A 22505-nucleotide genomic window follows, 5' to 3' on the forward strand; every position below is an offset into this window, starting at 1 on the left:
CCCTGAGGATTCGAAAGAAGGGGCTCATGGAGAGACGCCACGCGGTCCGGGCCGGCGGGATCACCAAGTGCTTCGGCGATGTCGTCGCGCTCGACGGCGTCGATCTGGAGGTGACGCAGGGCCAGATCCACGGTCTGGTCGGGCCGAACGGGGCCGGCAAGACCACTCTGCTCGGGCTGTTGCTGGGCCTTGCCGTCGCCGACGGTGGGCGCCTGGAGATCCTCGGCAAGCAGGTCGGGCGGGCGTTCGCCGCCCCCGACGGTGTCGCCGGGTTCGTGGACGGGCCCGGTCTCTACCCCTCGCTCACCGCCCGGCAGAACCTCGCCGCGCTGGCCGCGTTGCGCGGCCATGACGCGCGGACGGCGGGGATCGACGACGTGCTCCACCAGGTCGGGCTCACCGATGTCGCCGACGACCGGGCCCGCGGCTTCTCGCTCGGTATGCGGCAGCGGCTCGGGCTCGCCGCCGCCCTGCTCACCAAGCCCCGCCTCCTCGTGCTCGACGAACCGTCCAACGGCCTTGATCCGGCGGGCAAGAGACATGTGCACCGCGTCCTCACCCGGCTCGCCGCCGACGGAACCAGCGTGGTGCTCTCCAGCCACCGTATGGACGACCTGGAGGCGCTGTGCTCCGAGGTCACCATCCTCGCCACCGGACGGGTCGTCTTCTCCGGCCCGTTGGGCAAGCTGGCCGCCGAAAGCCGTGAACTCGAGTACCGGTTGCGGACTTCCGATGCGCGGGCCGCACGCGACCTTGCTGCCGAGACCGGTGGGGTCCGCGTGGTCGACGACGCCGGGATACGGCAGGACGCCGAGGTGTTCGTCGTGCGCGCGCTGATACCCGCCCTCGACGAACTGGTGGCCCAGCTCGTGCGGTCGGGCATCGCGGTGCGTGAACTCGCCCCCGTGGTATCGCCGTTGGAGGCCGCGTTCCTCGCGCTCACCGAGCCCGATCAGCAGGAGCACCAGCGGGAGCCGCAGCACCAGGAGGTCGGCCGGTGAGCGCGACCGTCGTTGCCGAACATGTCGCCCCTGCCCGTCGCGTCTCCGTCGCACGCGGCTACCGTTTCGAGCTCGTCAAGCTGGTCTCGCAGTGGCGGGTCCGGTTGCTGGTTCTCGCCTGCTGGATCACGCCGGCGCTCTTCGTCGCCGGGGTGAGCCAGCAGGACACGCTTCCCTCCGACACTCTCTTCGGCCGCTGGATGCACGCCACGGGGTGGGCCGGGCCGTTGGTCATGCTGGGGTTCGCGGGCAGTTGGGCGCTCCCGCTGCTGGCCTCGCTCGTCGCCGGTGACGTGTTCGCCGCCGAGGACCGGCTCGGCACCTGGCGGCATCTGCTGGTGGCGGTGCGTTCGCCCGCGCGGATCTTCGTGGCGAAATCGCTGGCCAGCGTCACCGTCATGGTGGTGCTGGTGGCCGGGCTGGCCGCTTCCAGCGCGGCCGGTGGGCTCGTGGCGGTCGGCAACCAGCCGTTGGTCGGTCTCGACGGCCGTCTGCTGGCGCCGGGGGACGCGGCCGGCCGGGTCCTGCTCGCCTGGCTCTGTGCCCTCGCCCCGACCCTGGCCCTCGCCGCGATCGGACTCCTCGGGTCGGTCGCGCTGGGGCGGTCCTCGATGGGACTGCTGCTGCCCGTGCTGGTCGCGCTCGCGATGCAGGTCGCCCAGATGCTGCCCCTGCCCGTCGCCGTGCGCCTCGCCCTGCCCGGCTACGCCTTCATCGCCTGGAACGGCCTGTTCACCAACCCGGCCCAGCTCACCCCGCTCCTGATCGGCGTCGCGGTCAGCCTGGCGTGGGCCGCACTCGCGACCGCGCTGGCCTATCTCCTGTTCGTACGGCGGGACTTCACCAACCCGGCCTACGACGGCTCCGGGCGTCGAGCGATCACCGTAGGGGTGCTGCCGCTGGCCGCGCTGACCGCCGTCACCGTGGGGGCGGTCGCCGTGGCGACGCCGTCGACGGGCTCCGGGATCGAGCAGGGGAAAGTGCAGAAGTCCCTCGCGACGGCCTTCGCCCACCTCTACCGCATGCAGACCGAACAGCTGCACCGCCCCGCCGTCACCGAGGCCCAGTTGCGGACCTCGGCGGCGTGCACCAAGAGCGACGGCCAGGCCGCCCAGGAGGGCGCGGGCAACGACTGGCGCTGCGTCGTGAGCTGGCATCTTCCCGGGGTCGCGGTCACGGGGACGGCGATCTACCAGCTCGACATCACCTCGGACGGGCGGTTCGTGGCGGACGGCGACGGTCCCAAGGAAGTCAACGGCTACTTCCTGGTGCGGACTTCGACCGGTGACGCCCCGAATCCGCTGTGGCAGTTCGACGGCAACGTCGACCTGCTCGACACCCACTGAAGGGAACAGTTCCGTGCAGGTAATTCGCCAGCGTCGGATCAGCGAGAAACAACAGGTCAACCTCTTCGGCAGACACGTCGGCCGCCGGGCACTGCTGGTGACGACGGGTATCGCCGTCGCCCTCGGTGTCACGGGCACGGCGGTCGCCTCGACCTATCAGTTCGGCACCCAGCAGGTCGGCCAGACCACCGCCAACGGCCAGGTCATCTCCAGCGACCAGTACATCAAGCCGTACGGCAGCCGCACCGTCATCAACGACGGCAAGATCATGTCGTCGACGGTCAGCCCGGACGGCACCCGTCTCGCGGCCTCGGTCACCGACGGCGACGCCTCTCTGGTGGTCATGGACCTGACTACCGGTCAGATCAAGCAGAAGATCGGCACCAGCACGGCGGACGACCTGCGCATCAGCACCGGTGCCGTCGGCCAGGAGGGCCCGACCTACTCGCCCGACGGCAAGCAGCTGTGGCTCGGCCAGGCCAACGGCTACACCAAGTTCACCGTCAACGCCGACGGCACCCTCGCGAGCCCCACCGCCGTCCCGATCGCGGCCGACGGTGCCAAGCAGGCGCTGGTGGGCGCGGCCGTGTTCTCCGCCGACGGCTCCACCGTGTACTCGGCGGTCAACGGCCAGAACAAGGTGGTCGCCATCGACGCGGCGACCGGAACCATCAAGCAGAGCTGGACAGTTGGCACCGCACCGCGCGGAATCGCCCTGGTCGGCGGCACGTTGTACGTCAGCAACGAGGGCGGGCGCCCGGCGAAGGCCGGCGACACCACCATCAACTCCTACGGCACCGACGTGCCGGCCAACCCCAAGACGGGCGCCAGCACCACCGGCACGGTCAGCGTCATCGACACCGCCGACCCGTCCGCCGCCGTCGGCACCATCGCCGTAGGACTGCACCCGACCGCCGTGTACGCCAAGAAGGGCGCGGTGTTCGTCACCAACACCGCCGACAACAGCGTGTCGGTCATCGACACCCGCAAGGGCAAGGTCGTCCAGACCATCGCCACCCAGCCGTGGCCCGAGGCATCGGTCGGCTACGAGCCGAACGCGGTGACGCTCACCGACGACGGCCGGCTGCTGGTGACGCTCGGCCGCGCCAACGCTGTCGCCGTCTACCGCTACAACTCCCCGCAGCAGCCCGCCCGCTACGTCGGCCTGCTCCCCACGGACTACTTCCCCTCGGAGATCACCACCGTCGGCAAGAAGGTCGTCGTCTCCAACACCCGTGGCGTGGACGCGCTCCGCCCCGACGCCGCCGGCCACAACACGCACGACACCACGTCGAGCCTGACCCAGTTCACGCTGCCCAGCGACCTCACCATCAGGTCCCAGACGGCCAAGGTCTTCAAGCAGAACGGCTGGACGCCCGGCTCGGTCACCACGGCCAAGGGCAAGAGCCACACGAAGGCCGTCCCGGTCCCGGCGCGCCTCGGCGACCCCTCGACGATCAAACACGTCTTCCTGCTCGTCAAGGAGAACCGCACCTACGACCAGGTCTTCGGAGACATCCCGCAGGGCAACGGCAACGCCTCGCTCACCCAGTTCGGCGCGAACGTGACGCCCAACCAGCACGCGCTGGCGCAGCAGTTCGGGCTCTACGACAACTTCTACGACATCGGCACCAACTCCGCCGAGGGCCACAACTGGCTGATGCAGTCGGACAACCCGGAGTACACCGAGTCCTCGGCCGGCGAGTACACGCGCAGCTACGACACCGAGAACGACGTCCTCGGCCACCAGAAGTCCGGCTTCATCTGGACCGGCGCGCAGGCGGCCGGGAAGTCCGTCAAGGACTTCGGCGAGTTCCAGTCGCTGGAGACCAAGCCGGCCGGCGCGACCTGGCAGAACCTGTACTGCGACAGCAAGAACATGGCCGCGACGGGGGCCGAGACCGCCTACCCCATCAAGACGGGTTCGGCGATCCCCTCCCTCAACGACGTGTCGGTGCAGGGCTTCCCGCTGTTCGACCTCGACGTCCCGGACATCTACAAAGAGCAGATCTGGCAGCAGGACTTCGAGAAGAGCGGCCCGGCGAACCTGAACATGTTCTGGTTCTCCAACGACCACACCGGCGGCCCGGCGAACGCCGCCGCGGAGGTCGCCGACAACGACCTCGCGGTCGGCCGCATGGTCGACAAGATCACCCACAGCAAGTATTGGAAGGACTCGGCGATCTTCGTCGTCGAGGACGACTCCCAGGCCGGCCTCGACCACGTCGACGGCCACCGCGCCCCGGTCCAGGTCATCAGCCCGTACGCCAACCACAGCACGGTCGACGACCACTACTACTCGCAGATCACCATGGTCCGCACGATCGAGCAGATCCTCGGCATCCACCCGATGAACCAGCTCGACAGCGCGGCCACCCCGATGTACGGGGCGTTCACGAAGAAGGCCGACACCACTCCGTTCACGGCGGTCCCCAACCGCACCTCCCTGACCCTCGGCGTGAGCCCCCAGCCCTCCTGCGGCTCGGACACCCCGGCACCCCAGGACACCAAGGCGGCAGCAGCACCGACGACGGTCTCGGTACCGGCGGCCGAGAAGGCACTCGCGGCCCAGTGGAAGACCTGGGCGTCCCACCAACGCCTCACCGGCCCCAACGCGGTCCCCGACTACGCCAACCCCACCCAAATGAACCGCTACACCTGGTACCAGACCCACAACTGGACCAAGCCGTACCCCGGCGACAGCAAGATCTACGCACCGGACGACGTACCGGGCGCCTACCTCCCGTCGCCGGAGTCCGACGGCTGACCGGAGCCCCCACGCGTCAACGGTCCCTGACCGGCGCCACCGCCGGTCAGGGGCGTACGGCCACCGCGTCCACCTCGAACAGCATCCCGGGCAGCGCGAGCGACGCGACCCCGCTCAGCGTCTGGGCCGGCAGACGGTCCCCGAAGTGGGCGTGCAGCGCCTTGCCCAGGGTCTCCAGCTTCGTGAGGTCGTGGTCGACGATGAACGTGCCCAGCCGGACCACGTGCTCGAAGCCGAGGCCCACTCCGGCCAGGGCCGACCGGAGTCGCGCGAAGGCCACGTCCACCTGCGCGGCGAAGTCGCCCGGTACCGGTGCGCCCGTCTCGTCGGACGCGTACTGGCCGGCGATGAAGACGAGTTCACCGGGTGCCGACACGGCATGGCTGTACCCGAAGGGGGTGGGGTCGTGAAGCGCGGGCGGGTTGGTGATCGTGCGCCCGTCAGCGGCGTCGTTCGTGAGGGTCATGGACGGGCAACCTCCCGAACACTCCGCCCATTCCGTCCTCAGCCGACAGACACCCCCAGCGAGCCGACTCCGGACAAGTCGTGCGCCCTGACGCTGTTGCGATCCGTCGCCGACCGCCCCAGCGCATGATGCGGCCACAACCCCCCGGCCACCCGCCGCGACCGCTCCCCCCACTCCCGCGCCTCGATCCCACCGGCCTTGTAGTGGTTGAGGGCGTAACCCCCGGAGTGAACCCGCAGCAGCAGAAAACCCCCGGGATAGTCCTTCGCGGCGGTGACCTCCTGCTGCACGACATGCGGCGCCCGCACCAGCGGCGTCCGCTTGTTCCGGTGGGTATGGCCCGCGTGGTGCAGGAAAACCCCCGGCGCCGAGGCATACGCGTCGACGATCGCGCGCGCCTGCCGCCGATCCAGCTGCTGCCCCCGAGTCACCGGAAACACAGAGTCCCGTACCGTCAGCGGATGGTGACCGAAGACGACGGTCGGCCGGTCCGGTTCGGCCCTGAGCCGGCCCCGGAACCAGGACAGCTGCTCCTCACCGAGCCCACCCGCGTCACCCCCGTTGCCGGCCTTGGCATACGTGTCGAGCCCGATGATCCGCAGCCCGCCGAGATCGTGGGCGAAGTACCCGGGCCCGTCACCGCCGCCGAAGCCTTCGCGGAACCCCTCGCGGAACGTGTCGGCGGAGCTCCCCGCACGGTCGTGGTTGCCGCGTACGACGAGGTAGTCCCGGCCGAGCGTGCCGAAGCCGTCCAGGATGCGTCTGGCTTCGGCCAGGTCCCGCGGCGACCCGCCCGCCGAGATGTCCCCGGCGGCGAGCAGGACGTCCGCCCCGCGCCGCTTGGCCTCCTCGACCAGGGCCCGGGTCATGATCTCCGGATAGGCGGCGAGGCCCGCCGCCTGCGACACCCCGCGCAGCAGGGGGAAGCCCGCCATGCGGCCCGCGGTGGTCTCGCCGAGGTGCAGGTCGTTGCAGAGGGCGATGGACAACAGGTGCCTGCCGGGCGGGGGCTGGGGCGTGGTGAAGGAGTACGTGCCGGTCAGGGAGGCGAGGCCGTGCCGCGAGGTGCCGACGGCGTTCCCGCGCACGTGCTGCAACGGCGTCGGTACGGCGGTCACGCCCCGGGAACGCGCCCGGTAGTAGTACGTCTGCCCGGGCTCCAGGCCGGTCAGCTCCACCTGGTGGTGCGCGGTGGGCCGGTCCTCGGCCGCGGTGCGGTTGAGCCGGGCCGGGTGGGTGCCGTAGACGACCTCGCCCTCGGTGACCGCGGGGAGCGGGTGGCCGAAGCCGTCGTCGGTGCCCGGCGTTCGGGTGTGCCAGGTGATGATGGCGCTGTCCTCGGTGAGTGTCACCAACTCCAGGTGGACGGCGGCTGGTTGGCGGTACCTGCCGCGCGGGAGACCGGCGTGGGCGGCACGCAGCAGGGCCGGGGCGAGCAGCGTTCCGGAGCGCAGGACGTCGTACGGAGTGGGCAGCGCGGCGAGGGCCGCGAGGGGAGCCGAGATGCAGCAGCGCATACCCCATTGTTGCCCCAGTGCCGTGAACGCCGGCCGTGTCGCCGACGGCCGCAGCCGTACCAGTGCGCTACGACAGGGCGGTGCGCACCGCCCTGACCAGCGCCTGCGCCCGTGGATCAGCCGTAACGCTCTTGCGGAACGAATTCGTCACATACCCGAACGCGATGCCCGACTCCGGGTCGGCGAAGCCCAGTGCGCCGCCCCGGCCCGGGTGGCCGAAGGAGCCGTCCGAGAAGAGCGGGGACGCGCCGCCGTGCAGCATGTAGCCGAGGCCGAAACGGGTGTTGATCACGAGGACGCGGTCCGGGCCCGAGGAGCGTTCCGTGCGGGCCAGCTCGGCCGTCTCGGGGGTGAACAGCCGTACCCCGCCGTCCACTTCACCGATCAGTGACGCGTAGCAGCGGGCCAGTCCGTCCGCCGTCGCGATGCCGTTCGACGCGGGGAGTTCGGCGGCCCGGTACGCCGGGTCGTTCTCGTCCGGCATCGGGGTGATCGCCCCGAACGCGCGCCGGGTGAGGGAATCGGGGTTCGCGTACGCCTCGGAGACCGACCGCTTGGGGCGCATACGGAGCGCGCTCGCGTCCCTTGTCGGGGCTTCCAGCTGTGCGACTCGGCCCACCCGTTCCGCCGAGGACGCCGGCAGTCCCACCCACAGCTCCGCCCCGACCGGACCCGCGATCTCGTCCGCGATCAACTCGCCGATCGACCGGCCCGTCACCCGCCGCACCAGCTCACCGGTCAGCCAGCTGTACGTCTGCGCGTGGTACCCGTGGTCCGTGCCCGGCTCCCACACCGGCGCCTGCGCCGCCACCGCCGTAGCGCTCAGCACCGGGTCGGCGGCCTGCGCCGGGGTCAGCGGGTGGTCCAGTACCGGTACGCCCGCGCGGTGGGCCAGCAGGTGCCACACCCGGGTGTGCTCCTTGCCGGCCGTCTTGTACTCCGGCCAGTACTCGCCCACCGGAGCGTCCAGGTCCAGTTCCCCGCGCTGCGCCAGCAGGAGCAGTACGGCGGCCGCCACGCCCTTCGTCGCCGAGCGGACGATCTGAGCCGTGTCCTGTTTCCAGGGTGCGGTGCCGTCGACGTCCTTCGTGCCCGCCCAGAGATCTACGACCCGGTGTCCGTGCCGGTACACCGTCACCGCCGCGCCCCGGTCCCCGCGCGCCTCGAAGTTCCGTACGAACGCATCCCTGACCGGCTCGAAGCCCTCGGCCACCACGCCGTTCACGTCCACGTCCGCGCTCCTGGTTCTGCCGTCCGGCCTCTCTCTCAACCAAGCAGGATCGTGACGTCGATGTTCCCGCGGGTCGCGTTCGAGTACGGGCAGACCTCGTGCGCCGCGTCCACCAGCTTCGCCGCGATGCCCTGGTCGAGGATCGGCAGGGACACGCTCAGGGCGACCGCGAGGCCGTAGCCCTTCTGCTTGTTGGGGCCGATGCCCACCTTCGCGGCGACCGTGGAACCGGTCAGGTCGAAGCCCGCTCGACGGCCGACCAGGACGAGCGCGTTGTGGAAGCAGGAGCTGTAGCCGGCCGCGAAGAGCTGCTCGGGGTTGGTGCCGTTGCCGTCGCCGCCCAGCGCCGGAGGCATCGCGACCTGGAGGGCGAGCTGGCCGTCCAGGCTGCTGACGAAGCCGTCCCGGCCGCCGTGGGCGGTGGCCTCGGCGACGTACATGATCTTCGTCGGGCGGGTGTCGACAGCGGTGTCAGTGGTGGCAGCGGTGTCGTCGGTCATGGCGGGACCTCCCCCGGGGACGGAAAGCACGAGCGCGCGCGGCTCCTTCGTGCCCAAGATACTGACCGGTAGCACAGCCGTATCTACCCGGGGGTAATGACCGCCGGTAACGTCACGCGCCCATTGTCACGGACCGCGGGTCGAACCCGAAGGGCAGCTCCAGGCGATGGGCGCGCATCAACGCGTCGTCGGAGAGGAGTTCGGCGGTCTTGCCGTCCGCCGCGATCACGCCCTCGCTGAGGATCAGTGCGCGCGGGCACAACTCCAGTGCGTACGGCAGGTCGTGCGTGACCATGAGGACCGTCACGTCCAACGACCGCAGGATGTCGGCCAGTTCGCGGCGTGAGGCGGGGTCGAGGTTGGAGGAGGGCTCGTCCAGGACGAGGATCTCCGGTTCCATCGCCAGGACCGTTGCCACCGCTACTCGGCGACGCTGGCCGAACGACAGGTGGTGCGGGGGACGGTCCGCGAACTCCGCCATCCCCACCGACTCCAGTGCCGTACGCACCCGTTGCTCCAGCTCGGCGCCCTTCATCCCGGCCGCCGCCGGGCCGAACGCCACGTCCTCGCGGACCGTTGGCATGAAGAGCTGGTCGTCGGGGTCCTGGAAGACGATCCCGACCCGGCGCCTGATCTCCGCCATGTGCCGCTTGCCGACCGGGAGTCCGGCCACCGTCACCGTCCCGGCGCCGGCCGTGAGGATGCCGTTGAGGTGCAGCACGAGGGTGGTCTTGCCGGCGCCGTTCGGGCCGAGCAGGGCGACCCGTTCGCCGCGTGCGACGGTGAAGTCGACGCCGAACAGGGCCTGTTGGCCGTCGGGGTAGGCGAAGGCGAGGCCAGAGACCTCCAGTGAAAGGGAATCGGTCACAGCGTCCATCCCAACAGGCATACGACAAGGGCGGCTGACGGGAGTGCGAGGGCGTACGACCACTGCGCCCGGTCCGCGGTCACCTCGTCGATCACCGGCATGGAACCCGCGTAACCCCGGCTCACCATGGCCAGATGGACCCGCTCCCCGCGCTCGTAGGAGCGGATGAACAACGCGCCCGCCGACTTCGCGAGCACGCCCCAGTGGCGGATGCCCCGGGCCTCGAAACCCCGTGACTCGCGGGCGATCCGCATTCGCCGCATCTCGTCCGTGATGACATCGCCGTAGCGGATCATGAAGGACGCGATCTGGACGAGGAGGGGCGGGAGCTTCAATCGCTGGAGGCCCAGGAGGAGTTCGCGTAGTTCCGTGGTCGCGGCGAGGAGGACCGAGGCGGCTACGCCCAGGGTGCCCTTCGCGAGGACGTTCCACGCGCCCCAGAGGCCGTTCACGCTCAACTGCACGCCCAGGACGGTGACTTGGTCGCCCTCCGCCACGAAGGGCATCAACACCGCGAACGCCACGAACGGGATCTCGATCAGCAGGCGGCGGAGGAGGAAGGCTGCGGGCACGCGGGCCGCGTACGCGACCAGGGCGAGCAGCGCGGCGTAGAGGCCGAACGCCCACATCGCCTCGCGCGGGGTCGACACCACGATCACCACGAAGGCGAAGACGGCGGCCAGTTTGGTGTGCGGGGGGAGCGTGTGGACGGGGGAGTGGCCGTGCCGGTAGAGGCGGTGGGCGTGGCCCGCGCCCATGTCAGGCCGCCTGCGAGGTGGTGCCACGGCGCTTGCGGACCGCCCAGAAGACACCGGTGCCCGCCACGACCGTGACGCCCACGCCGATCACGCCCGCGAGGCCGCCGGAGAGCCGGGCGTCGTCGACGTCCCGTACGCCGTAGTCGGCCAGCGGGGAGTCCGCCGAGGCGTGCTCCTTCGCCTTCTGGTCGATGCCCTGGTCGGCGGCCACCTTCTCCAGGCCGTCGGGGTTCGAGGAGGCGTAGAAGCTCACGAAACCGGCGAGGAGGAGGGAGGCCACCAGGCCGGTGATCCACAGCTTGCGGCGGGAGACGCCCCCAGCGGAAACCGGCTCCAACTGCGCTGGCGCGTCCACGAGTTCGCCGTTCACGCGCAGCTTGAGGCGTTGCTCCAGGCCGCGTGCGCCGTAGACCAGATCCGGGCGTACGGCGATCACCGCGCCCACCGTCAGCGCGGTGATCGCGGCCTCCCCGATGCCGATGAGGAGGTGCACGCCGATCATCGCGGTGGCGACCTTGGCGAGGGAGACGTCGGTGGTGCCGCCGAGCGAGTAGAGGAGGGTGAAGACGAGGGCGGCCGCGGGGACCGAGAGCAGGGCCGCGGTGAAGGACGCGGCGGTGATCGAGCGGCGGGTGCGGGGCAGGACCTTCACCAGGCCGCGGAAGACGGCGTACGCCACGACCGTCGTCGTGATCGCCATGTCGGTGATGTTCACGCCGAGCGCGGTCAGGCCGCCGTCCGCGAACAGGATGCCCTGCATGAGGAGGACGACCGAGACGCAGAGGACGCCTGTGTAGGGGCCGACCAGGATCGCTGCCAGCGCGCCGCCCAGCAGGTGGCCGCTGGTGCCGGCCGCGACCGGGAAGTTGAGCATCTGCACGGCGAAGATGAACGCGGCGACCAGGCCCGCCAGCGGCGCGGTCCGCTCGTCGAGTTCGCGGCGGGCGCCGCGCAGGCTCACGGCGATGGCGCCGGCGGCGACCACGGCGGTCGCGGCGGATATGGGGGCGTCGATGAATCCGTCAGGCACATGCACGGGATGATTTTAGATGCTTGTTGCGAGTCCTTTGCAAGAGCGAGGGAGTCTCTTGCCGATATGTGAGATCTATCGCCCCGGAGGGCGCTCCCGAGAAAATGTGCGACATTTGGGTAGTGGAAGCGGATGCATAGCTTTCACGCAGGTCACTCAGCGTAAGGGGCCGCCCGATGTCCGTAGTCGAACAGTACGCGCGAGCCCATATCGTCACCGACGAGGACGTGGACCGGCTGGATGCTGACGCGGTCCCCGTCGTCCTGCGGTACGACCCCGAATCCGATCCCCGAGCCGTCCGTATCGGCCTGCCCGGACCGCATGAATGGACCTTCGACCGGGAGCTGCTGGAGCAGGGGCTGCGGGCCCCGGCCGGCAGCGGCGAGGTGCGGGTGTGGCCGTGCGGGCGGGTGCAGGCCGTGGTGGAGTTCCACTCCGAACAGGGCGTCTCCGTCGTCCAGTTCGAGACGAAGACGATCATGCGGTTCCTGCGGCGCACCTATACGGCCGCCACCACGCCCGTCGGGACCTGAACTCCCCGTCGGGACCTGAACTCCCCGTAGGGGCACGGAGGTTCAGCCGCCGAGGCTGCTGCCCAGCTTGAGCAGCGCCGCCACGATCGGGCCCGCCGTGTCGCCGCCGTGGCCGCCCGCCTGGACCACACCGGCGGCGGCCAGGTCGCCCTTGTACGCGGTGAACCAGCCGTTGGGCTTCTTCTGGCCGTCGACCTCCGCCGAGCCGGTCTTCGCGCCGTAGTCCGGACCGAGCCCGGACATCGCCTCGGCCGCCGTGCCGTAGTCGGCCGTGTACTTCATGACCTCCTTCAGCTCGGACTGCGTCGTCGACGACATCGTGCGCGAGGCCTTCGCCAGCGTGCGGCCGTCGACCGTCGCGGAGACCAGGTACGGCTGGTGGAAGGTGCCCGTGTCGACCGTCGAGGCGACCGACGCCATGTTCAGCGGGTTCATGCGGACCCCGCCCTGGCCGATCAGCGAGGCGCCCATCTGCGCGCCGCTCTGCACCGGGACCGAGCCGTCGAAGGTGGGGACGCCGATGGCCCAGTTGTTCATGCCGAGGCCGTAGACCTGCTGGGCCTCTGTCGTCAGGTCGCTGTTGGACAACTTGGGCGCGAAGTTGATGAAGGCGTTGTTGCAGGAGGCCCCGAAGGCCATCTTGAACGTGCCCTTCTTGATCTCCGAGTCGTCGTCGTTGTGGAAGGTCCAGCCCGCGAGCTTGTACGTCTTGGGGCAGGGGTGCGACGCGTCCGGGGTGATCAGGTTCTTCTCGAAGAGCATCGTCGACGTCACGACCTTCATCGTGGAACCGGGGGCGAGGGAGCCCTGGAAGGCCACGTTGAAGCCGTGCGAGGCGTTCGCGACGGCCAGGATCTCGCCGGTCGACGGGCGCATCATCACGACCGAGGAGTTCTTCTGCTTGCCGACCTGTGTTTCGGCCGCCGCCTGGAGGGTCGGGCTGAGCGTCGTCTTCACCTTGCCCGGCGTGCCCTTGCTCAGCTCGACGAGGGTCTTGTCGGACTGCTTGGACTTCTTGCCCCGGACGACCTGGAGTTCGATGCCCGCCTTGCCGCCGGCCTTCTTGCCGAACTTCTCCCGCAGCCCGTCCAACACCGGCCCCAGGGACGGGTACTTGGCGGTCGTCAGCTCGCCGCCGTCACGGTCGTAGGCCTTGATCGGCGGGGTGCCGGACTCGCCGGTCACCAGAGTGTCGCCGTCCGCGAGGTCGGGGTGGACGACGGAGGCGTGCCACTGGACGTACGGCTTGCCGTCCTTCGCGCTGCGCACGACGGTGAGTGAAGTGGCGTACGTCATGGGCTTGTTGATGCCCTTGTACGACACCGTGCACTTCACGGAGAAGGGCACCTTGGCGCCGGTGCGGGCGCCCTCGGTGACGGTGATGCCCTTCATGTGGGCGTTCTTCGTGTAGCCGGTGAGCAGGGCGGTGGCCGCCGTCGACTTGTCGGTCGTGGCGGCGGCCTGGGCGACCTTGCCCGACTGCCAGTCGGTGAGGAAGCGCTTCGCGGTCGTCTGCACCTCGGTCGCCGACAACGGGCCCGTCTTGATGGCCTTGTGGTCGGCGGTGGTCGACGTGCGTGCCTCGGCCGACGCCCCGCCGTCGTACAGCGCGTAGGCGCCGACGCCCGCGCCGACGACGGCCGCGGCGATCACCCCGCCGACGACGGCGGGTCTGGCCTTGCGCCGCTCGCCGACGACCTTTTTCTTGCCCCTCGTGCCCACAGTTCCCGATCCTCCGCGAATCCCTTTGGGCCCCCGCCGCCCTCGGCCCTCTCACACCCCAACGACGAGGCCCACCCTAGAGTCCCGTCCTGTGCGGGTGAGTTCGTTTCCCCGCGGAGTGAGATCAGCCACCTGCCGCCAGTACGGCCCGGACGATCGGGCCGGCCGCGTCGATGCCGTGGCCGCCGTCCTGGGTCATGGCCGCCGCCGCGACGTCGTTGCGGTAACCGGTGAACCAACTGTTGGACTTGGACTGCCCGTCCACCTCGGCGGACCCCGTCTTCGCGCCGATGCTGCCGCCGAGCCCGGACATGATGCCGGCCGCGGTGCCGCTGGTCGCGGTGCGGTTCATCATCGCCCGCAGCTGGGCCGACGTACTCGCCGACAGGCCCTTGGCGGTGGCCAGGGGGCGGCCGTCGAGGCTCTGCGCGACGAGGATCGGCTGGCGGAACGTGCCCGTCTTCGCGGTCGCCGTCACCGATGCCATGTTCAGCGGGCTCATCTGCACCTGGCCCTGGCCGATCAGGTTGGCCGCGGTGTCCGGGCCGCCGGACGCGGGGACCGAGCCGTCGAAGGACGGGATGCCGGTCTTCCAGTTGTCCCGGCCGAGCCCGAACCGGTCCTGGGCCTCCGTGGTGAGGGAGTCCACCTTGACGTCGTCGGCGAACTTCACGAAGGCCGTGTTGCAGGAGCGGGCGAAGCTGTCGGAGAGGGTCGCGCCCTCGTCCGGGGACAGGCCCGTCAGGTTGTGGAAGGTCTGGCTCTGCCAGGTCGCGGTGGGCGGGCAGGGCGCCGAGCCGTTCATCGAGGTCAGCCCGGTGTCGATGAGTGTGGCGGCGCTGATGATCTTCATCGTCGAGCCGGGCGCCAACTGCCCCAGGAACGCGGCGTTGAAGCCGTCGTTGCGGTTGTTGGCGATCGCCAGCACCTGCCCGGTGCTGGGCTGTAGAGCCACGATCGACGACTCCGAGTACTTCGTCACGGCCTTCTCGGCGGCGGCCTGCGCGGTGGCGTTGAGCGTGGTGCGCACCTTGCCGGCCTTGCCCTTCTCCAGGGTCAGCAGCGTGGTGTCGGCCGAGTCCGCGGCCTCGTGCTTGATCGACAGCTCGATACCGGGCGTACCGCCCGCCTTGTCACCGTACTTGTCGCGCAACTCGTCGAGTATCGGCCCGAGCGACGGATACTTCTCCTTCGTCAGCACGGTCCCGTTCCGGTCCACGGCCTCGATCGCCGGGCTCGCGGACTCCCCGGTGACGAAGGTGTCGCCGGTCTTCAACTCCGGGTGGACGACTGTCGGTTGCCAGTCGACCAGGGCCCGCCCGGTGGTCTTGCCGCGTACGACGGTCAGTTGGCTCTGGTAACTGAGCGGCTTGGACTTCCCGTCGTACGACACCGTTGCCTTCACCGTGAACGGCACGGTGGCCCCGGTCGCCGTACCGGGCGTGATCTTCACCTTGGTGATGTGACCGGCCCCGCTGTAGGACTCCAGCACGAGGTCGGCGGCGGCGTCGTTGTTCGTGTACGACGCGGCGGTCACCGACTCCCCGCCCTCCCAGGCCGCGAAGAACTTCTTCGTCGTCTCCTCGACCTCACTGCTGCTGGGCGGTCCGGTCTTCTTGGCCGTGGAACCACTGACCCCGCCGATCCCGTCCGAACCATCCAACGCGGATACGACGTTGAACGCCCCGTACCCCGCCCCGCCGACCATCACGGCGAACACACTGCCGATGACGGTGGCCTTTACCCCCTTGCGCATGACGCTGTTCCCTCCCCGTTGTCAGTCCTCCGACTGTAAGTGGCGTGGGGGAAAGCTGTGAGGGGTGTTGCCTTTTGTTGTCCTAACAGAGACCGCTTCCTGGATCCACGTGTCCTGGTCCGCTGAGCGGAACAGAGGGCGACAGGCAACCCCTGGCGCACCACGCTGTTCACCGATCGTTCGACGTGTTTCGAAGGAAGCGTCGCCACCGCACGGCATCGGAGTCAACGAAGAGGAGATCACCGGCATGAGAAGACACGCCCTCCGGAAGACGGCTACCAGACTCGCGGCGTTAGCTGCGGCGTCCCTCTCCGTCCTGACCTTTACCTCCCCGGCAAGCGCGGACACCTCGACCGTCAGCCCTCAGTCCGTGACCTACTACCAGTACCAGCTCTTCTATTACAGCAAGTGCCTGGACGTAGCAGGCCAGGCCAACGGCTCCATAGTCCAGCAGTACACCTGCAACGGAACCGTCAACCAGCAGTGGTCGCCGCGGGCGACCGACAGCGGCTATTTCCAGATGGTCGTCGCGAGCAGCGGCCGATGCATGGAGGTCGTGAATTCGAGCCAGGACAACTACGCGGTCCTTCAGATCAACGACTGCAACGGCGGGTACAACCAGCAGTGGACCACGCGGTCGAGCACGCGCTCCAACTGGCCGCTGCTCGTCGCCCGGCACAGCGGCAAGTGCCTGACTCCGTACAACTTCAGCTCGGTCGACCGCGCCCAGATGATGCAGTACACCTGCATCAGCGACGCCACGTATATGCAGTGGAACCGTTCCTGACCCCGAACTGCCAACGGCCGGCAACGACCAAGGGGACGCGGCGGATCGCCACGCCCCCTTGCTGCGTCTGCCCAGCTAGACCCACGTATCCAGCCACATTCGCGACCGCCACTGGTCGATGGGAATCGCCGTCCCCGTGTACAGCGGCCAGAAGTAGATGAAGTTCCACGTGATCAGCAGGACCAGGACGCCCGCGCCCACCGCGCCCGCGACCCGGCGGGTCTCGCTGGAGTTCGGGGGGCCGATGACCGCGCCGATCAGCATCGCGACCGCGAGGCAGAGGAACGGGAGGAAGACGATGGAGTAGAAGAAGAAGATCGTGCGGTCCTGGTACATGAACCAGGGGAGGTAGCCGGCCGCGACGCCGCAGGCGATCGCGCCCGCGCGCCAGTCGCGGCGGAACGCCCAGCGCCACAGGACGTACAGGAGCGCGAAGCAGGCCGCCCACCAGAGGAGCGGGGTGCCGATCGCGAGGACCTCGCGGGCGCACTTCTCGCCCGCGCTCGCCGGGCAGCCGTCCGCGCCGGGGGAGGGGGACTCGTAGAAGTACGAGACCGGGCGGCCGTCGACCAGCCAGCTCCAGGGGTTGGACATGTACGTGTGCGGGGAGTGCAGGCCGACGTTGAACTCGTAGACCTCGTGCTCGTAGTGCCACAGGCTGCGCGCCCAGTCCGGCATGTACTGGCTCCAGAAGCCGCCCTTGCCGTCGGTGGCCGCCCAGTTGCGGAAGTAGCCGCCGGTGCCGTTGGCGGGGGAGAGGATCCAGCCGAGCCAGGACAGGACGTAGACCGAGATCGCGACCGGGGCGGTGGAGATGAAGGCGAGGCCCACGTCGTGCTTGAGGACCGCGGCATACGGCTTGCTCGCGCCCGCGACCTTGCGGGAGCCGACGTCCCAGAGCACGGCCATCACCACGAAGGCGGCGGCGTAGAACATGCCGTTCCACTTGGTGGCCATCGCGAGGCCGAGCGTCAGACCGGCCATCCAGCGCCAGGGGCGCCAGCCGAGGGAGAGGGTGTCGGCGATGTGGGCGTCGGGGCGGACCCGGCCGTCGGCGTCGATCGGTAGCGCTGCCGCGAGTTTCGCCCGGGCCCTGTCCCGGTCCAGGAGCAGGCAGCCGAACGCGGCCACCACGAAGAACATCAGCACGCCGTCGAGCAGCGAGGTGCGGGCCATCACGAAGGCCAGGCCGTCGAGCGACATCATGACGCCCGCGACACAGCCCAGGAACGTGGAGCGGAACAGGCGGCGGCCGATGCGGCACAGCATCAGGATCGCGAGCGTGCCCAGCAGCGCCGTCATGAAGCGCCAGCCGAAGGGGTTGAAGCCGAAGATCAGCTCGCCGAGGCCGATGACGTACTTGCCGACCGGCGGGTGCACGACATAGGCAGCGTCCGTCGGGATGGGGATGTGACCGTTGTGCTGGAGGATCAGGTCGTTGGCGTTCTTGTCCCAATTGACCTCGAAGCCGCGGTGGACCAGCGCCCACGCGTCCTTCGCGTAGTACGTCTCGTCGAATATCACCGCCTTCGGGCTGCCCAGGTGGTAGAAGCGCATCACGCCCGCCATGAGCGTGACCAGCAGCGGACCGCCCCAGCCCGACCAGCGGGTGATGCGGTCGACGAGCCCAGGCGAGAAGCCCAGCGCCGCCCACAGCCGCGGGCTGGGCTCCGCGTACGGCGGCACCAGCCGGTCGCGTACGTCGCTTCTGGGCCCCGCCGAGTAGCCGAATCGGCGCAGCCGCTGCTGCCACGACGGCCGCTGGTCTTGCGGGGCCTGCCCTTGCCGGGTGTCCGTGGAGTCCATGGACGACGCTGTACTGGTCACCGCGCCATCGTAGGGAACAGGGCTGTGTGAGTCCCGCCTCTCTCCCCTGAGAGGATGGAAACGTGACAGTTGCTCCCGGAACTCTGGTCCTTGCCGGCACCCCCATCGGCGACATCGCGGACGCTCCGCCGCGGCTCGCCGAGGAGTTGGCGGGTGCCGATGTGGTCGCCGCCGAGGACACGCGACGGCTCCGGCGGCTCACGCAGGCGCTGGGGGTGCAGCCCAAGGGGCGGGTCGTGTCGTACTTCGAGGGCAACGAGGCCGCGCGGACACCGGAGTTGGTCGAGGCGCTGCTCGGCGGCTCGCGCGTGCTGCTGGTGACCGATGCCGGGATGCCGTCCGTGTCCGACCCGGGGTACCGGCTGGTCGCCGCCGCCGTGGAGAAGGACATCAAGGTCACCGCCGTACCGGGACCGTCCGCCGTGCTCACCGCGCTCGCGCTGTCCGGGCTGCCGGTGGACCGGTTCTGCTTCGAGGGGTTCCTGCCGAGGAAGGCCGGTGAGCGGTTGTCGCGGCTGCGGGAGGTGGCCGGGGAACGGCGCACCCTCGTCTACTTCGAGGCCCCGCACCGGCTCGACGACACCCTCGCCGCGATGGCCGAGGTGTTCGGCGCCGAGCGGCGGGCCGCCGTCTGCCGGGAGCTGACGAAGACGTACGAGGAGATCAAGCGCGGCCCGGTTGGCGAGCTGGCGGAATGGGCGGCGGAGGGTGTGCGCGGGGAGATCACCGTCGTCGTCGAAGGCGCCCCGGAGAAGGCCGAGGAACTGAGCGCCGACGAGCTGGTACGGCGGGTGCGGGTGCGCGAGGAGGCGGGGGAGCGACGTAAAGAGGCGATCGCCGCCGTGGCCGTCGAGGCAGGCGTTCCCAAGCGCGAGGTGTTCGATGCCGTGGTGGCGGCGAAGTCTGCGCAAAAACCCCTCTGAGCTTGCGCAAAAAACCCTCTGACCTGCGGGAAAGCTTCCTCTGAGCGGGGCGCTGTTCCGATGAGCGCGCGCCCCATGGCGGGGCAAAGCGCGGTCACGAAATGCAAAGCCCGGACCGGCTTGACGGGGCGATTCGACAAGGAAAGTCCAAATCGCCTCCAACAGTCGACAGGACTGATGCATTCGCCCTGCCGGAGGCGTCCACTGGATGAAGGGACGCACCCGTCCCTCGCCTCCAACGGGATTCCGGGGGGAATCCCCTCGCCGGGGCGCCCAGGCCCTGTCGTCACATTCCCGTCTGCCCGGAGACGCCATGCACGCTCCCCCACTGCCTTAAGGGCGTGGGAGGTGCCCCCACTCGCCGCACCGGGCCCAGACCCGAGTACGTCCAGTACGCGGGTCAGGGCCCGGCACGCCGAGAGCACGCACCTGACGTCTCCGGGCCCGCCCTCCGGGCCCGCCCTCCGGGCCCGCCCTCCGGGCGGACGACGGGAATGTGACGACAGGACCTGGTCCAGCGGAAAGCAAGCAGGAGCTGGCATGAGTGAGATCGCAGGGCAGACCGGCGTCCGTGGCGCTGCCACGGCCGTGGTCAACGAGTCGTACTCCTTCGCCTGCATGCGGTGCGGGCACGGCTGGGAGCAGTCGTACGAGATAGAGCACCACGTCGACACCGACGGCCACCAGTTCGTGATGTACGTGGCGGAGGGTCAGGTCGTGCCGTCACCGCTCAGCCGGCCCGCCTGCCTCAACTGCGACGGGCATGTCGTGCGCATCATGCGCGCGGGCCAGGTGTCGTCGGTACGGGAGGCCGCGCAGCGGCAGTACCAGGCGCCGCGGCCCCGGGCGGCCACCGCGGCGCCGGTCGAGGGTGCGGAGAACGGCGCGGGCGATGACGCCGCCGTGACACCGCTGCCGGAGCGCACGGACCACCACTGGCACCTGTCCGACCTCCTGCACCCGTTCCACCGCAAGGCGAGCTGACCGAGCGGCTCCGACGACCGGGCGGCATGCCCCTTTCGTAGGATCGGGGCATGCCTTCCTCCAACGACAGCCGTAGCGGCAGTGGTAGCAGTAGCGGCCGCGAGAAGAACGCGGCGCCGCCGCTCCCGGAACCCCTCCGGGTGGCCGTCGCCGACTCCCACACCCACCTCGACATGCAGTCCGGCACGGTGGACGAGGCGCTCGCCAAGGCCGCGTCGGTCGGTGTGACGACGCTCGTCCAGGTCGGATGCGATGTGAAGGGCTCGCGCTGGGCCGCCGAGACGGCCGCCCGCCACGACTCCGTCCACGCGACGGTCGCCCTGCACCCGAACGAGGCCCCGCGCATAGTCCACGGCGACCCCGACGGCTGGTCCCGGCAGGGAGCGCGCGTACCCGGTGGTGAGGCGGCCCTGGAGGAAGCCCTCGCGGAGATCGACCGCCTCGCCGGACTCCCGCAGGTCAAGGGCGTCGGTGAGACCGGCCTCGACTACTTCCGCACCGGGCCCGAGGGCAAGGCGGCGCAGGAGCAGTCGTTCCGCGCGCACATCGAGATCGCCAAGCGGCACGGCAAGGCCCTGGTCATCCACGACCGCGACGCCCACGCCGACGTCCTGCGCGTCCTCAAGGAGGAAGGCGCCCCCGAGAGGACCGTCTTCCACTGCTACTCAGGCGACGCCGAGATGGCCGAACTCTGCGCCCGCGCCGGGTACTTCATGTCCTTCGCCGGCACCGTCACCTTCAAGAACGCCCAGAACCTGCGGGACGCGCTCGCCGTGGCCCCCCTGGAGCTGGTCCTGGTGGAGACCGACGCGCCCTTCCTCACTCCCGCCCCGTACCGCGGACGGCCCAACGCCCCCTATCTCATTCCGGTCACGGTGCGCGCGATGGCGGCCGTACGGGGCATCGAGGAGGACGCGCTGGCGACGGCGCTGGCCGCCAACACGGCCCGGGCGTTCGCCTATTGAGCCTTCCAGAACGCATCGAACACAACTCTGGGTAGCCGCGTCGCTTTGGAGAGTGACGGTCGCTCCGCTAGGTTCTGTTGGCCCGATCCGGACCCTTCTGGCCTTCTGGAGCGTGTCGGCGTGAGCAAATACGAGACCTACGAGACCTACGAGACGTACGACCGCGGTGTACGCGCCGATGTGTACACCGACGGGCACACCGAGGTGTACGAGGACACGTACCGGCCTGCCTACGAGGCGCACGAACCCGTGTTCCCGCGCCAGGCGGGCACCGCGGAGCCGGCGAGCGAGACACCGGCACGGCACGGGCGGCGCCGAAGAGCCGACCGCCCGGACTCCGGCTCGGCGATGCGGCGGCTGGTCCCGCAGGCGCTGGTCGTCGCGTTCCTCGCCGGCGGCACCACCGCGTTCGTCGCCAAGGACAAGGCGATCGAGCTGAACGTCGACGGCAAGCCGCGCACCCTGCACACCTTCGCCGACGACGTCACCGAACTCCTCGCCCAGCAGGGCGTCGACGTCGGCGCCCACGACGTGGTGGCCCCCGGCCGCGACGCGCCCCTCGCCAGCGGCGACGAGGTCGCGGTCCGCTACGGCCGCCCCGTGCGCCTCACCATCGACGGGCAGCGGCGCGAGGTGTGGACGACGGCACGCACGGTCGACGGAGCCCTCGAACAACTCGGCGTACGGGCCGAGGGCGCCTACGTCTCGACCTCGCGCTCCCAGCCCATCGGCCGCGCCGGACTCGCCCTCGACGTGCGTACCGAACGCACCGTCACGATCATGGCCGACGGCCGCGCCCGCACGATCCGCACCAACGCGGCGACGGTCGGCGAGGCGGTCCAGGAAGCCGGCGTAGGCCTGCACGGCGAGGACACCACGTCGGTCCCGCCGGACAGCTTCCCGCGCGACGGCCAGACGATCACGGTCCTGCGGGTGACGGGGACGCGCGAGGTCCGCGAGGAGGCGATCCCCTTCAAGGTGGAACGCACCGACGACCCGACCCTCTTCAAGGGCACGGAGGTCGTCGAACGAGCCGGCCACCCCGGCCTGCGCCGCGTCACCTACGCCCTCCGCACGGTCAACGGCGTCAAGGAGAAGCCGCGGCGAGTGGACGACGAACTGGTGCGGGAGCCGCGCTCGCAGCTGGTCAAGGTCGGCACGAAGCCGATGCCCACGTCGGTCCAGGGCGCGGATCAGCTGAACTGGCACGGCCTGGCGACGTGCGAGTCCGGCGGCCGCCCCGGCGCGGTGGACCCGTCGGGCACCTACGGCGGCCTCTACCAGTTCGACACCCACACCTGGCACAGCCTGGGCGGCAGCGGTCGCCCCCAGGACGCGAGCGCGGAGGAACAGACGTTCCGAGCGAAGAGGCTGTACGTGCGACGGGGTTCGAGCCCGTGGCCGCATTGCGGGACGCGCCTGCACGGCTGAGGGATGGCGAATAGGGGATAGGGGGCGCAGCCCCCATCCCCTAGGGGCGCGGGGCTGTATCTATTTGCGGCTCCGCCGCGTGGGCGCGACCAG

Annotated in this window: 19 protein-coding genes; 9 read left to right on the forward strand and 10 right to left on the reverse strand. The window is 70.0% G+C overall.

All coding sequences use genetic code 11. The features are described from left to right. Positions 1-26: 26 nt before the first annotated feature. The 3 genes from SPR02S_RS13500 to SPR02S_RS13510 are packed head-to-tail and all read left to right on the forward strand — an operon-like array spanning position 27 to position 5114. Complete coding sequence (locus SPR02S_RS13500; protein WP_019057498.1) at positions 27-1001, forward strand: ABC transporter ATP-binding protein; 975 nt, start codon at positions 27-29, stop codon at positions 999-1001. Further along, positions 998-2347, forward strand: coding sequence for an ABC transporter permease (locus SPR02S_RS13505; RefSeq protein ID WP_019057499.1), 1350 nt, complete (start codon positions 998-1000; stop codon positions 2345-2347). Before SPR02S_RS13500 ends, SPR02S_RS13505 begins: the two co-directional genes overlap by 4 nt. 13 nt (positions 2348-2360) lie before the next feature. Further along, positions 2361-5114 (forward strand): alkaline phosphatase family protein, encoded by a 2754-nt coding sequence (locus SPR02S_RS13510; protein ID WP_019057500.1) that lies wholly within the window; start codon positions 2361-2363, stop codon positions 5112-5114. A 46-nt stretch (positions 5115-5160) separates the two neighbouring features. Here the strand turns inward: SPR02S_RS13510 and SPR02S_RS13515 are convergent, their stop codons facing one another. The 7 genes from SPR02S_RS13515 to SPR02S_RS13545 form a co-directional block, all read right to left on the reverse strand. Then, a complete protein-coding gene (locus SPR02S_RS13515) occupies positions 5161-5580 on the reverse strand; it encodes a RidA family protein (protein WP_019057501.1) in 420 nt (139 codons plus the stop codon). Between the two features lie 38 nt (positions 5581-5618). Further along, the gene (locus SPR02S_RS13520) at positions 5619-7097 is read right to left on the reverse strand and encodes a purple acid phosphatase family protein (RefSeq protein ID WP_019057502.1); all 1479 of its coding nucleotides are present in this window, start codon (positions 7095-7097) and stop codon (positions 5619-5621) included. 67 nt (positions 7098-7164) lie between these two features. Beyond that, complete coding sequence (locus SPR02S_RS13525; protein WP_019057503.1) at positions 7165-8328, reverse strand: serine hydrolase domain-containing protein; 1164 nt, start codon at positions 8326-8328, stop codon at positions 7165-7167. 35 nt (positions 8329-8363) lie between these two features. After that, the gene (locus SPR02S_RS13530; protein ID WP_019057504.1) at positions 8364-8828 is read right to left on the reverse strand and encodes an organic hydroperoxide resistance protein; all 465 of its coding nucleotides are present in this window, start codon (positions 8826-8828) and stop codon (positions 8364-8366) included. 112 nt (positions 8829-8940) lie between these two features. Next, complete coding sequence (locus SPR02S_RS13535; RefSeq protein WP_026150501.1) at positions 8941-9705, reverse strand: energy-coupling factor ABC transporter ATP-binding protein; 765 nt, start codon at positions 9703-9705, stop codon at positions 8941-8943. Beyond that, complete coding sequence (gene cbiQ, locus SPR02S_RS13540; RefSeq protein WP_019057506.1) at positions 9693-10454, reverse strand: cobalt ECF transporter T component CbiQ; 762 nt, start codon at positions 10452-10454, stop codon at positions 9693-9695. The genes SPR02S_RS13535 and cbiQ overlap by 13 nt, the downstream gene beginning before the upstream one ends. A gap of 1 nt (position 10455) precedes the next feature. Next, positions 10456-11490 carry an energy-coupling factor ABC transporter permease gene (locus tag SPR02S_RS13545; RefSeq protein WP_026150502.1) on the reverse strand — a complete coding sequence of 345 codons (1035 nt, stop codon included), beginning with the start codon at positions 11488-11490 and terminating at the stop codon, positions 10456-10458. Between the two features lie 170 nt (positions 11491-11660). Between SPR02S_RS13545 and SPR02S_RS13550 the strand changes: the two genes are divergently transcribed. Then, complete coding sequence (locus SPR02S_RS13550; RefSeq protein WP_019057508.1) at positions 11661-12017, forward strand: SsgA family sporulation/cell division regulator; 357 nt, start codon at positions 11661-11663, stop codon at positions 12015-12017. A 42-nt stretch (positions 12018-12059) separates the two neighbouring features. On the opposite strand, the gene SPR02S_RS13555 is transcribed toward SPR02S_RS13550, so the two are convergent. Together SPR02S_RS13555 and SPR02S_RS13560 are read right to left on the reverse strand one after the other, a co-directional pair. Beyond that, the gene (locus SPR02S_RS13555; protein ID WP_019057509.1) at positions 12060-13739 is read right to left on the reverse strand and encodes a penicillin-binding transpeptidase domain-containing protein; all 1680 of its coding nucleotides are present in this window, start codon (positions 13737-13739) and stop codon (positions 12060-12062) included. A 124-nt stretch (positions 13740-13863) separates the two neighbouring features. Beyond that, positions 13864-15495 (reverse strand): penicillin-binding transpeptidase domain-containing protein, encoded by a 1632-nt coding sequence (locus SPR02S_RS13560; protein WP_019057510.1) that lies wholly within the window; start codon positions 15493-15495, stop codon positions 13864-13866. 370 nt (positions 15496-15865) lie between these two features. Here SPR02S_RS13560 and SPR02S_RS55675 point away from each other — a divergent pair, with 370 nt between their 5' ends. Continuing rightward, the gene (locus SPR02S_RS55675) at positions 15866-16282 is read left to right on the forward strand and encodes an RICIN domain-containing protein (protein WP_019057511.1); all 417 of its coding nucleotides are present in this window, start codon (positions 15866-15868) and stop codon (positions 16280-16282) included. 75 nt (positions 16283-16357) lie between these two features. Here the strand turns inward: SPR02S_RS55675 and SPR02S_RS13570 are convergent, their stop codons facing one another. Then, positions 16358-18109: a dolichyl-phosphate-mannose--protein mannosyltransferase gene (locus tag SPR02S_RS13570; RefSeq protein WP_026150504.1), complete on the reverse strand. Its 1752-nt coding sequence runs from the start codon at positions 18107-18109 to the stop codon at positions 16358-16360. 62 nt (positions 18110-18171) lie between these two features. On the opposite strand from SPR02S_RS13570, the gene rsmI reads away from it, so the two are divergent. From rsmI to SPR02S_RS13590, 4 genes are all read left to right on the forward strand, one after another. Beyond that, positions 18172-19032 (forward strand): 16S rRNA (cytidine(1402)-2'-O)-methyltransferase, encoded by an 861-nt coding sequence (gene rsmI / locus SPR02S_RS13575; RefSeq protein ID WP_019057513.1) that lies wholly within the window; start codon positions 18172-18174, stop codon positions 19030-19032. Positions 19033-19572: 540 nt separating this feature from the next. Beyond that, positions 19573-20016, forward strand: coding sequence for a hypothetical protein (locus tag SPR02S_RS13580; protein ID WP_019057514.1), 444 nt, complete (start codon positions 19573-19575; stop codon positions 20014-20016). Positions 20017-20066: 50 nt separating this feature from the next. Continuing rightward, a complete protein-coding gene (locus SPR02S_RS13585) occupies positions 20067-20981 on the forward strand; it encodes a TatD family hydrolase (protein ID WP_026150505.1) in 915 nt (304 codons plus the stop codon). Between the two features lie 120 nt (positions 20982-21101). Then, entirely contained in the window at positions 21102-22412 is a 1311-nt protein-coding gene (locus tag SPR02S_RS13590) for a resuscitation-promoting factor (RefSeq protein WP_019057516.1), read from the forward strand. Positions 22413-22505: the final 93 nt, after the last annotated feature.

It is taken from the genome of Streptomyces prunicolor NBRC 13075 (genome assembly GCF_000367365.1).
GTDB classification, from domain to species: domain Bacteria; phylum Actinomycetota; class Actinomycetes; order Streptomycetales; family Streptomycetaceae; genus Streptomyces; species Streptomyces prunicolor.

Coding starts and splice junctions, on each gene's coding strand:
- SPR02S_RS13560 (WP_019057510.1), bottom strand. CDS start 15,495: ATGCGCAAGGGGGTAAAGGCCACCGTCATCGGCAGTGTGTTCGCCGTG.
- SPR02S_RS13580 (WP_019057514.1), top strand. CDS start 19,573: ATGAGTGAGATCGCAGGGCAGACCGGCGTCCGTGGCGCTGCCACGGCC.
- SPR02S_RS13520 (WP_019057502.1), bottom strand. CDS start 7,097: ATGCGCTGCTGCATCTCGGCTCCCCTCGCGGCCCTCGCCGCGCTGCCC.
- SPR02S_RS13550 (WP_019057508.1), top strand. CDS start 11,661: ATGTCCGTAGTCGAACAGTACGCGCGAGCCCATATCGTCACCGACGAG.
- cbiQ (WP_019057506.1), bottom strand. CDS start 10,454: ATGGGCGCGGGCCACGCCCACCGCCTCTACCGGCACGGCCACTCCCCC.
- SPR02S_RS13500 (WP_019057498.1), top strand. CDS start 27: ATGGAGAGACGCCACGCGGTCCGGGCCGGCGGGATCACCAAGTGCTTC.
- SPR02S_RS13530 (WP_019057504.1), bottom strand. CDS start 8,828: ATGACCGACGACACCGCTGCCACCACTGACACCGCTGTCGACACCCGC.
- SPR02S_RS13585 (WP_026150505.1), top strand. CDS start 20,067: ATGCCTTCCTCCAACGACAGCCGTAGCGGCAGTGGTAGCAGTAGCGGC.
- SPR02S_RS13535 (WP_026150501.1), bottom strand. CDS start 9,705: ATGGACGCTGTGACCGATTCCCTTTCACTGGAGGTCTCTGGCCTCGCC.
- SPR02S_RS13515 (WP_019057501.1), bottom strand. CDS start 5,580: ATGACCCTCACGAACGACGCCGCTGACGGGCGCACGATCACCAACCCG.